Here is a 10697-nt window from a genome sequence, read left to right as displayed (position 1 = left end):
ATATCCTGTATTAGTTGCCCGTGCTGACCATCTATCAGTTTCAATTGCCCGCATGATATCCTGTGCATGGTGCTGGAATGGCATCGATGCAGTGTAATGGGCATCGTTAGAAGAACTGAGGATAAATTGTCCACCCGCCGCAGCTTGACGACGAAATTGTTCAGGAAAAGCGGATTCGTAACATATACTAGCGATCGCCCGACCAAAAGGAGTATCAAATATTTGATTTGCTGAACCCGGAACTTGGTGTGCTTCCAAAGGAGACAAGCGTTGAACTATCCCGCCTAAAATTCCTTCAAAGGGAATATATTCTCCTAAAGGTACTAGTTTGGACTTATCGTAGCGACTGACAATTTCACCCTTACTGTTGAAAGTAAACAAGCTAATTGTATAACTGTCTCCTCTTTCGCCAAAAGCCCCAATCCAACCAACTACACCTTTTTCCTTTACTGCTGCGACTAAGGCAGTTTCCATCAAGTTGCGTTGGAAAATAGGTAAGGCTCCTTCTGGGGTGAGAACTGCATCTACACCTTGGTCTGCTAAAGTTAAATACCCATTAGTGTAATTTTCTTGGGCGCGACGAAACCCTTCGGAACTTCGTAAAAGTCGGTTTGGGATATTACCCTGAACAATCCCCACTTTCAAGGCTGCTTCTGGGGGTTGTGCGATGGGACGACTGTATAAGAAAAAACCTATGAGGTGTAAGGTAATTAATAATACTGTGGCAGCAACTAAGTATTTATTAACGAACCGCAGAGGCGCAGAGAACACGGAGGAAATTTTTTCTGTGCCCTCTGTGCCTCTGCGGTTTATCCATCCTTCAGCAATTAACCCATTTACAGCAACGATCGCTGCTGTCACAGTATTAGGCCCAGAGAGTTGCCCCAAATGTAAAATTACGAGATTGTGCGGACTTTGGGTGTAAGCAAGGGAACTCCACCACAAAGGACCCGCACTCCATAGACTTTCTAAACCGCACCAGACGGCTGTACCAATCAGTACACGCAACCACGGTTTTTGTCCGTTTAGGCGAACCATTACAGCCGCCCAAATAGTCAGGAATACCCCACCCAAGACACTGATAAATCCCCAACAAAAAATCGTAATTGCCAAGCTTGGCAACCAGGGAACGCCCAACCATGTCATTGGATGAATTCCGGTAATCCAGAATAGGGCGACACCATGAAAACCAATACCCCAGAAGAAAGCAGGGGGGAATTGGTTTTTACCTTTGGCTGAAGTGACAACTAGCACCCACAAGGGAACTATGGCAATCCAAGCCAACAACCATGCACTAACAGGGGCAACGGTTAGCCCCATTAAAATGCCGCTAGCTAAGGCAATCAAGTAAGGCAGTAAAGAGGTTAACCTCTCCCCCTGCCTCCCCTGCTTCCCCTGCTCCCCCTGCTTTTTATTCTGCTTCTTCTGCATCGGTAGCATCAGGTGGAACTATTGCTACTCCGGTAATAGCGTCATCTTCGTCTAAACGCTGCACTCTGACTCCAGTTGCCGATCGCGATTGGATAGAAATCGCATTTACCGCTTGACGGATGATAATACCGCGATTTGTCACCATCATGATTTCATCATCATCATTGTTGACAATGCGTAGGGTTGCCAACTTATCTTTAGTTTTGCGGTTTTTGAACTTGGTTGCCATTAAACCCTGACCGGCACGATTTTGCAGGCGGAACTGGGCAACTGGTACGCGCTTACCATATCCTCCCATTGTAATTACCAACACCCAAGGGCCAACAATGCCACTGCTAGGCACTTCTGCGGACTCTTCATTAGTTTCAGTAATTTCGATATCTTCTGTTTCGATTGTTTCGATATCTTCTGTTTCGGCTATTTCGGCTTCTGCAACATCCAAAGTTTCCAGAATTGCTGCGGGTAGAATATCCATACCCACGAGTTCATCTTTATTTTTGAGTTTCATGGCTTTTACCCCACGAGTCGCCCTACTTAAAGGACGCAGTTGTTCGTGGTTGCACCGGAAGTTAATCGCCATCCCGTTACGAGAACCAATGATTACACTGTCCTCGACTCTAGCGCGTCGCACCCAGCGCAGTTGGTCGCCTTCTTCTAAGGAAATGGCAATCAAACCATTGGCGCGAATGTGACTAAACGCTGCCAATTCGGTTTTCTTGATATTACCGCCCTTGGTGAGCATGACCAGATATTCTTCACTGCTAAACTCGTCAACCGGTACAATCGAGGTGATTTTTTCCTCTTTGGGAATCGGTAGCATCTGGACAATTGGTGTCCCGCGACTGGTACGCGAACTCGCTGGAATTTGATAAGCTCTCAGGCAATAAACAACACCACGCTCACTAAAGAATAAAATACTGTCGTGATCGCAGCAAGTCAAAAAATGCTCAATGGTATCATCATCTTTCACCTTGGCTGCGGCTTTGCCTCTGGTAGCACGGCTTTGCGCTTCAAAGGTGTTAACTGGCATCCGTTTGATGTAGCCTTGCTCTGTAACCAGAATTATTGCTTTTTCATTGGCAATTAGGTCACGGTCATCTAATTCGCCTTCCCCTGGTAAAATCACCGTGCGGCGGGGTGTGGCAAAGCTAGTTTTTAGTTGCGCGACTTCGGTTTCAATAATTTCTAGCACTCTCTCCCGACGTGCTAAAATATCTTGCAAATCGGTAATTTTCGCTTGTAACTCCTCGTGTTCCAGACGAATTTTGTCTGCTTCTAAGGCAGTCAACCGCCGCAATTGCATTTGCAAAATCGCATCTGCTTGCACTTCCGAGAGTCCGTAAGTTGTGATTAATTCGCCTTTGGCTGTGGGTGCATCGGGCGCATGGCGAATTAAGACAATAATTGGATCTAATTGGGATAGAGCAATTAATAATCCTTGCAGGAGATGGTCACGTTCCTCGGCTTTCCGCAGTTCGTAACGGGTACGTCTGGCAATGGATTCGATGCGGAAATCCAAGAAGACGGTTAAGAACTGTTTGAGGGTGAGTACTTGGGGTTCGCTATTCACCAACGCCAGCATATTTGCACCGAAGTTGGCTTGTAGTGGCGTTTGCTTGTAGAGGTTATTTAGAACGACGCGGGGATAAGCATCACGCTTGAGTTCGATGACAACTCGCATCCCGTCGCGATCGCTTTCATCGCGGATATCTGCAATGCCCTCTAAACGCTTCTCGTTCACCATTTCGGCGATTTTTTCAATCAGCGCCGCTTTATTGGTTTGATAGGGCAATTCAGTAATGATAATTGCTTCTCTATCTGGTCGTCCCCGTTGTTCAACGGTTTCAATGTTAGCGACACCACGCATGGTAATAGAACCACGTCCGGTAGTGTAAGCTTCTCGAATGGCTGATGTCCCCAAAATTTGCGCCCCAGTCGGAAAGTCTGGGCCGTGGACATACTGCATTAATTCGAGATCGGTGATTTCGGGATTATGGATTACAGCCACTAAAGCATCAATCAATTCGCCCAAATTGTGTGGCGGAATGTTGGTTGCCATACCCACGGCAATCCCAGAGGAACCGTTGAGTAACAACTGGGGAATCCGTGCCGGTAGCACTGTCGGTTCTTGCTGGGAACCGTCGAAGTTATCGGCGAAATCTACGGTTTCATACTCGATGTCGTGGAGTAGACCAGCACTAGTTAAAGCTTGCAAGCGGCATTCTGTGTACCGCATGGCGGCTGGCGGATCGTTGTCTACCGAACCAAAGTTACCATGTCCGTTAACTAGGGGCGATCGCATGGAAAAATCCTGCGCCATCCGCACCAAGGCATCATATACTGCTGTGTCACCGTGGGGGTGATATTTACCCAACACTTCCCCCACCACACGGGCGCATTTCTTAAAGGGGCGATCGTGCAGCAGACCTAGCTCGTGCATTGCGTAGAGAATGCGACGATGCACAGGTTTTAGACCATCCCTGGCATCTGGCAACGCCCGACCCACTATCACGCTCATGGCGTATTCCAGATAAGACTGCGACATTTCGGTTCGCAAGTCTATCGGGATAATCCTCTCCTGTGAGGTTGTCATAACCTAAAAATCTCCAAAAATCGTAGATTTTAGCTTGTTTACTCAACAAAGCGCAAAATTATTCTAAATTGCTCTTGAATAATTGCCATAATTTGATACAATCCTAACATATATTGCTTTTTTTTGCCTGGGCAGCTAACTCAAATATCTAGTAAAAAAAGAGTATAATAATTTACACTTTATCAGTTCTACCTAATTAACAAGAGCAGTGAACTAAAAGGTTGCTTAGTGCAAAATTACTTAAATTGAAAAATGACGGGTTAAATTTAAGGCAACAATCTAAATTGGCTTTATAGCTCTTACTTTTATAACCGTTATTTATTAGATTTGTCACTAAATAAGGTCTGAAAAATTAAACTATAGTTAATCATTTCTACTTAGACAAACAGCAGATATGGATAAAGCCTTCTAAGATGTAATTAAACGAACACTTGCATAAATTAGTATCAGAATCAACAGCATATTTTCACGTAAAGGAGAGAAAGTTTTGGCAGCAGTCCGAGTCCGTCAGCATGTTAATCCACTTGGTAAAAAGTATCAAACACCAGCAAGTCCCCAAGACTGGGAAAAAATTTATGCAAAGCCAAATCAACCGCTACATTTAGATATTGGCTGTGCTAAAGGACAGTTTTTAGTGAATATGTCCAAAATAGAACCCAACTGGAATTTCCTCGGCTTAGAAATTCGGGAACCTTTGGTGGTGGAGGCGAATAAGTTACGTTCTGAATTAGGTTTCACAAACCTGCACTACTTATTTTGCAATGTCAATAACTCACTGCGATCGCTATTATCTTGCCTCCCTCTGGGAAGTTTACAACGCGTTACAATTCAATTCCCCGATCCTTGGTTTAAAACCCGCCATGCTAAACGCCGTGTAGTGCAACCAGAACTAGTGGCGGAGTTAGCCAGTTATCTTGCAGTTGGGGGAGTTGTATTTCTGCAATCAGATATGGAATTTGTTGCTGTAGAAATGCGCGATCGCTTTGCTGCTCACCCAGCTTATCAGAAAGTTGGTACAGAAGAATGGTTGTCACAAAACCCGCTACCAGTCCCCACAGAACGGGAAATAGGTACGCAAAAAAAGGGTGAACCTGTTTATCGGGCTTTGTTTGAAAGAGTGAGAAGTTGTGAATGAGGAGTAGTTATCGCTATGGCAAATATGGCTTTTTATCTTGATATTTTAGAACTTCTATAGGAATCGTATTTGATTTTTGAAATTATCTACGTAGGCGGGGAGTGGGGAGTGGGGAGTGGGGAGTAGGGAATTAGGCTTTTCGAGTAGAACCCGAGCTTTTTCAGAAATCAAATATTAGTCCTATATGTTTTTTGAGTCGATGTAGAGCGACTGGACATTAGACATTTTCTGTCAGATGGCAATATTTTCGGGACATAAATGTTTTAGTTAATGGTTGAAATTGCCTGAGATATCGAATTTGAATTGGTATGCAAGAGTTTACAGCTTGAGTAACTGATATATACCCCTATAGAAAAATAGGGGTAACTCAAAAATTATCGTTTTTTCGTGACATAAAAGTTTTACTTCTGTCTAATTTAAAGTTCTTAAAATATAGAGTAAATAGCTTCTTTTTTTCTAAGATGAGGAAATATTAGGCAATTAGACTAATCAGTGTAATTGTCTAAAAGATAGTCACTCGTCAATAATTAAGAGGAAAATCAACATGGAAGCTAAAGAAAGAAAGTATAACAATCAAATTGAAATTAACGATTTGATTGATGATGCTGTTAAAAATGCTGTGACACGTCGGAACGAAGCTTTGGATTCAGAAGAAGCCTTGTTATCTATGTCTGACGAAGAATCAAAAAGCGTTGCGGGTGGAGTATCAAAATTGAATCCCATAATACTTGGTAAGTTTCCTCCTATTACTATAGGACTCATAGCAACTGACACCTTATCTTAATAAAGATTCTCTCCACTGGAGGCTAAATTGATGAAAGATATTGCTGTGGATAAAACTACACTTTGCCCCAGTGCTAGACCAGAAGCTGAGGATAGTGTGGTTTTCGGAATCATCAGTGGAACAGTTGCAGAACCCTGTGTAACTTATCTTAAACAGCCCTTGCCTATTACGGATGAACTAATAGCAAAAGCAAGTCCAATTACACCTGCCGAAATTTTTCGGACGGCAGCACCTTGTGCTACTAAAGGTTGTCAGCATTTTGATGGACAAGATTGCCGTCTAGCAATGCGAATTGTAGAAAAGTTACCGCCAGTAGCAGAAGAACTACCACCCTGTTCCATCCGCCGAGATTGTCGGTGGTGGCTGCAAGAAGGCAAGGCAGCTTGTATGCGTTGTCCGCAAGTTATTACAGATAACTACAACGCATCTGAAATAGCAGTTGAGGTGGCAACATCGGCTGTTGGTTAAGCAAAGCTTGGCCTGTATTTAAATAATTTTAGGAGAAAATCATGTCCATAGAAAATGTTCAAGCTTTTTATGCAAAGCTAGCAAATGATGAAGCTTTTCGTACTCAAATTCAAGGCGTTAAGAGTAAGGAAGAATGTAGCAAAAGAGTCAAAGCTGCTGGCTACGATTTCACCCAGAATGAGTTTGAAGAATATACGGCTCAATTGTTGGAGTCAACTGCTGGCCACGATGAACTTAAGGATTTAAATGAAGAAGAACTAGAAGCCGTTTTTGGTGGGGCTGCATCAATTACTGCGAAGCATAATATAGTAGCACGGCCACTATATGGAGTTATTGTTTCGGAACCTGTTGATGATTGTCCGCACAAGCCACCTATTGTGCAGCCTCTTTATGGAGTTATTCAGTCAAATATTGCTTAGATAAGAGTTTAGGTTTATGGAGACAGTTATTGCAGAGAATTACAATTCCTCTGAGCTAGCAGTTGAGGTGGCAACACCGATTTTCGGTTAAGCAAAGTTAGGTCTCTAATTAAATAATTTTAGGAGGAAATGATGTCCATAGAAAATGTTCAAGCTTTTTATGCAAAGCTAGCAAACGATGAAGCTTTTCGTGTTCAAATTCAAGGAGTGAAAAGTAAGGAAGAATGTAGCCAAAAAGTCAAAGCTGCTGGTTACGATTTCACCCAAGATGAGTTTGAAGAATATACGGCTCAATTGTTGGAGTCAACTGCTGGCGACGATGAACTCAAGGATTTAAATGAAGAAGAACTAGAAGCCGTTTTTGGTGGGGCTGCATCAATTACTGGGAAGCCTACTATACGTCCGCTATATGGAGTTGTTATTTCGGAACCTATTGATTGTCCGCATAAGCCACCTGGTTACCAGCTTGCCTATGGAGTTATTCAGCCAGACAATATTGCTTAGATAACAGTTTAGGTTTATGGGGACGGATAGGGATATATTCGTCCTTTTCTCAAGAAATTAATTGAGGGTATTCTAATGACTTATCGACGAATTAGTTATGCCGTTTGGGAAATTACATTAAAATGTAATCTAGCTTGTCAGCACTGCGGTTCTCGTGCTGGTCATACAAGGGCGAATGAACTTTCTACAGCAGAAGCTCTTGATTTAGTCAAGCAAATGGCGGAAGTGGGAATCACTGAAGTAACCATAATTGGTGGAGAAGCATTTCTCCGTCCTGATTGGCTGGAGATTGCCCAAGCAATTACTTCTTCTGGGATGCTTTGCGGTATGACTACTGGAGGTTATGGGATTACTCTCGACACAGCACGCCGGATGAAAGAAGCTGGTATTAGAGTGGTATCTGTCTCAGTTGATGGCTTAGAAGCAACTCACGATCGCCTCCGTGGTAAACAAGGCTCTTGGCAATGGGCATTTAAGACTATGAGCAATCTCAAGGAAGCAGGTATTCGCTTCGGTTGCAACACTCAAATTAATCGTCTCTCTGCACCAGAATTTCCTCGTATTTACGAGCATCTGCGCGACGCCGGCATCTTCGCTTGGCAAATTCAATTGACTGTACCGATGGGGAATGCAGCAGATAATAGCGAGATTCTGCTGCAACCTTATGAATTACTAGATGTATATCCGATGATTGCTCGTGTTGCTCAACGCGCAAAGCGAGAAGGGGTGCAAGTACAGCCAGGAAATAATATTGGCTATTACGGGCCCTATGAACGGATGCTGCGAGGAGGAGATGCTTGGTCTTTTTGGCAAGGATGTAGTGCTGGGCTGTCTGCTATAGGCATCGAAGCCGATGGTGCTATCAAAGGTTGTCCCTCACTACCGACCACAGCATACACTGGCGGTAACATCCGCGATTATTCACTACGGACAATTATTGAAGAAACCGAAGAATTACGGTTTAATCTCGGAGCTGATACTCCTAAAGGAACATCACATTTATGGGGTTTTTGCAAGACTTGTGAATTTGCTGAACTCTGTCGAGGTGGTTGCAGTTGGACTGCTCACGTTTTCTTTGATAAGAGAGGCAATAATCCTTATTGTCATCATCGCGCCCTGACTCAGGAAAAAGACGGTATTCGAGAGCGAGTTTTTCTTCAACGTCGGGCGGACGGAAACCCCTTTGACAATGGGGAGTTTGGGCTAATTGAAGAATTGATAAATGCTCCTTGGCCTGAAAACGATCCGCTTCATTTTACAAGCGATCGCATTCAATGGCCAGAAGGTTGGGAAGAAGAACCAAATCTCGCATCATCTTTAGTTAGTTCTAGTAATTAAAAACTGCAAAATACCATTTCTATGAATAATATCTCTACTGATATCCCTTCAGAAAATACAACTGTTCCTGACTCTCAAACAACCCTATTACCTCGTTCACCTTGGAATAGTCAACTCGCTTATTTGAGAGTGCTTTTTCGAGCGAAGAAAGCTCTAGACCGCATCGAAAAAGAAGCAGGTGTTTTGAGAATTGAAAAATAGTTAGATTATATCCCAATACAGTTCAGTTAAGCCCAAAAACCTTGGTAAAGACGCGAAATTTCGCTACAGGTCTAAAATTAGTACCAAAAATCCTTAACTGAACCGTATTGGATTATATCCATAAATTACTTAGGGTTGATTACTTATCTTTTTTCACCCAAGTTTACCTTGGGTTATTTTTTATCTCAACTTTTGTTGTAAAGAAGATGCTAAATATAGCACAATACGCTTGGGTTAGCGCCAAGAACCTTAAACTGCGTAGGTTGGGTTGAGGAACGAAACCCAACATTTTCGGTAATAATTTTAGATAATAAACAGAGATATAAGTGAATAGTTTTTGTCCCAATATATAGTGATTAACATCTTGAAATCAAAAATTAAACAAAAAATGATGCATAAAAAGTTTTTATATTTGACTCGTTCTCTAATTCGGTGTGACACATCAACAAATCTACAATATTGGCTGGGAAGAAACCCTTTAACACTTGTCGATACTTGTCAGGGTTTGAGAACGACCAAATTTAGTTTGAAGTTTTTCGAGACATAATTGTTTTATTTAAGGTGAAAAATAAAATAATTCAAGTCTTGTAAATAAAAATCAGATAACGGACTATATATACAGAATGAGGAAGTTCAAATTCTCATTTTCAAGAAAACAATTTAATTAAGGTCTAAGTTAATTATGGCTAACATTACAATATCCAACATACTTCCAATTGAAGCACAATTTACGGAAATATCAGAGGAGGAATTAGGAATTATCATGGGAGGACTAGCTGATAAGCCAAAAATTGAGGTAAAAGTTGAGCCTGATGGAACAATAATAATTACGGTTACTCCTCAATAGATTGAATGTGGTTAGTAGAGGAACTCCCACATTACTCATTGCCGAAAGTGCCGTCCGTCTAAAGCTGTGAGTAAATATTCCTTGCTCATCCAAGTCAATACGCTCCAGAGCTTCCCTTAACATGCGAGCGCAAGGTTTGACAAAACCTTGTGTAAATAGCAAGGTTATCTCCTGAAAGTTTAGGATTCAAGCTTTGCTGGAGCTATTGATATGGATAGGGCTTATCTTAGGCTGACAAATTCATTGCAACTTCAACTTCTTTCATTTGTTGCTTAATCCACTCATTAAATAAATCAGTGATAATTTGATTACGCAGTTTGTTATCCAATTCTGCCTGGATAATCTCCTCCACGAAAATTAGATGTAATCCCTTAGAAGTCACTATCGGTTTAAGAACCTGAGGCACTGTAGCAGCAAAGACAGCAGCCGAAATGTCTGATTTTAAATCTTTGCGGCGTATTATCCCCAAATATCCACCTTGGCGACGCAATTCTATATCCTGAATGTATTTGTGGGCAACGTCATAGAAACTCATCTCACCTTCCTTTATCGCATAGAAGAGTTCTAGAGCTAAATCTTCATCATCTAGAACAACTTCATACATCACCACGCAAACATAATCTAGTTGGTTTTCAAAGAAATAGGGTTCGACTTTATCTGCAAACAGATGTTTTACCAATTTACTAGAGATGAGACTCATGTAAGCGATTTCTTCAAAATCATCTATAGATAAACCATGTTTCTCTAACCAGTTCCATGTATCATCAGCATTATCGAGTTTATTAGCTAAACGTATTTGGTCTGCTGCTTTCTGAACTTCCTCAACCTCTACTTTTATCCCAGCTTGTTCAGCAGCTGTTATAATCACCTTGCTAGTAACAATCTGCTTAACTATTTCAGGAATTTTACAAGATACCTTAACTTGGTGAAGAATATCTTCGTTGGTAATGGGGATAGGTTGTAACATGATATTTCTC

Annotated in this window: 11 protein-coding genes (1 of these 11 cut by a window edge); 8 read left to right on the top strand and 3 right to left on the bottom strand. The window is 42.0% G+C overall.

From position 1 onward, the window contains the following. Together lnt and gyrA are read right to left on the bottom strand one after the other, a co-directional pair. On the bottom strand, positions 1-1431 hold the 5' portion of the coding sequence (gene lnt, locus D1367_RS00290) for an apolipoprotein N-acyltransferase (RefSeq protein WP_118161661.1). Its footprint begins 213 nt before the window's first position; only the first 1431 of its 1644 coding nucleotides appear in the window; its start codon is at positions 1429-1431; its stop codon lies off the left edge, out of view. Next, a complete protein-coding gene (gyrA, locus tag D1367_RS00285) occupies positions 1412-4024 on the bottom strand; it encodes a DNA topoisomerase (ATP-hydrolyzing) subunit A (protein WP_118161660.1) in 2613 nt (870 codons plus the stop codon). The genes lnt and gyrA overlap by 20 nt, the downstream gene beginning before the upstream one ends. A 487-nt stretch (positions 4025-4511) precedes the next feature. Between gyrA and trmB the strand changes: the two genes are divergently transcribed. The 8 genes from trmB to D1367_RS30255 all read left to right on the top strand — a co-directional run bounded on the left by trmB (position 4512) and on the right by D1367_RS30255 (position 9720). After that, positions 4512-5159, top strand: a complete 648-nt coding sequence (gene trmB, locus D1367_RS00280; RefSeq protein ID WP_118161659.1) for a tRNA (guanosine(46)-N7)-methyltransferase TrmB — start codon at positions 4512-4514, stop codon at positions 5157-5159. A gap of 544 nt (positions 5160-5703) precedes the next feature. Continuing rightward, complete coding sequence (locus D1367_RS00275) at positions 5704-5943, top strand: hypothetical protein (RefSeq protein WP_118161658.1); 240 nt, start codon at positions 5704-5706, stop codon at positions 5941-5943. 30 nt (positions 5944-5973) lie between these two features. Beyond that, the gene (locus D1367_RS00270) at positions 5974-6411 is read left to right on the top strand and encodes a nitrogen fixation protein (RefSeq protein ID WP_118161657.1); all 438 of its coding nucleotides are present in this window, start codon (positions 5974-5976) and stop codon (positions 6409-6411) included. Positions 6412-6452: 41 nt separating this feature from the next. Further along, entirely contained in the window at positions 6453-6830 is a 378-nt protein-coding gene (locus D1367_RS00265) for a Nif11-like leader peptide family natural product precursor (protein ID WP_118161656.1), read from the top strand. 129 nt (positions 6831-6959) lie between these two features. Continuing rightward, the gene (locus D1367_RS00260) at positions 6960-7334 is read left to right on the top strand and encodes a Nif11-like leader peptide family natural product precursor (protein WP_225892388.1); all 375 of its coding nucleotides are present in this window, start codon (positions 6960-6962) and stop codon (positions 7332-7334) included. 75 nt (positions 7335-7409) lie between these two features. Beyond that, entirely contained in the window at positions 7410-8672 is a 1263-nt protein-coding gene (locus tag D1367_RS00255) for a nif11-class peptide radical SAM maturase 3 (protein ID WP_118161654.1), read from the top strand. Between the two features lie 21 nt (positions 8673-8693). Continuing rightward, positions 8694-8873 (top strand): hypothetical protein, encoded by a 180-nt coding sequence (locus tag D1367_RS00250; RefSeq protein WP_118161653.1) that lies wholly within the window; start codon positions 8694-8696, stop codon positions 8871-8873. A 682-nt stretch (positions 8874-9555) separates the two neighbouring features. Then, a complete protein-coding gene (locus D1367_RS30255) occupies positions 9556-9720 on the top strand; it encodes a hypothetical protein (RefSeq protein ID WP_181985008.1) in 165 nt (54 codons plus the stop codon). Positions 9721-9946: 226 nt separating this feature from the next. On the opposite strand, the gene D1367_RS00245 is transcribed toward D1367_RS30255, so the two are convergent. After that, positions 9947-10687 (bottom strand): foldase protein PrsA, encoded by a 741-nt coding sequence (locus D1367_RS00245; protein WP_118161652.1) that lies wholly within the window; start codon positions 10685-10687, stop codon positions 9947-9949. Positions 10688-10697: the final 10 nt, after the last annotated feature.

The sequence above is a fragment of the Nostoc sphaeroides genome, from assembly GCF_003443655.1.
GTDB lineage: Bacteria > Cyanobacteriota > Cyanobacteriia > Cyanobacteriales > Nostocaceae > Nostoc > Nostoc sphaeroides.
The sequence above is the reverse complement of the archived record's forward strand: the minus strand, read 5'-3'. Positions and strand labels throughout refer to the sequence as shown.

What these genes read in the sequence shown, in the direction of transcription:
- D1367_RS00260 (WP_225892388.1), top strand. Translation starts at nt 6,960, where the DNA reads ATGATGTCCATAGAAAATGTTCAAGCTTTTTATGCAAAGCTAGCAAAC.
- D1367_RS00275 (WP_118161658.1), top strand. Translation starts at nt 5,704, where the DNA reads ATGGAAGCTAAAGAAAGAAAGTATAACAATCAAATTGAAATTAACGAT.
- D1367_RS00265 (WP_118161656.1), top strand. Translation starts at nt 6,453, where the DNA reads ATGTCCATAGAAAATGTTCAAGCTTTTTATGCAAAGCTAGCAAATGAT.
- D1367_RS30255 (WP_181985008.1), top strand. Translation starts at nt 9,556, where the DNA reads ATGGCTAACATTACAATATCCAACATACTTCCAATTGAAGCACAATTT.
- D1367_RS00270 (WP_118161657.1), top strand. Translation starts at nt 5,974, where the DNA reads ATGAAAGATATTGCTGTGGATAAAACTACACTTTGCCCCAGTGCTAGA.
- D1367_RS00245 (WP_118161652.1), bottom strand. Translation starts at nt 10,687, where the DNA reads ATGTTACAACCTATCCCCATTACCAACGAAGATATTCTTCACCAAGTT.
- D1367_RS00250 (WP_118161653.1), top strand. Translation starts at nt 8,694, where the DNA reads ATGAATAATATCTCTACTGATATCCCTTCAGAAAATACAACTGTTCCT.
- D1367_RS00255 (WP_118161654.1), top strand. Translation starts at nt 7,410, where the DNA reads ATGACTTATCGACGAATTAGTTATGCCGTTTGGGAAATTACATTAAAA.
- gyrA (WP_118161660.1), bottom strand. Translation starts at nt 4,024, where the DNA reads ATGACAACCTCACAGGAGAGGATTATCCCGATAGACTTGCGAACCGAA.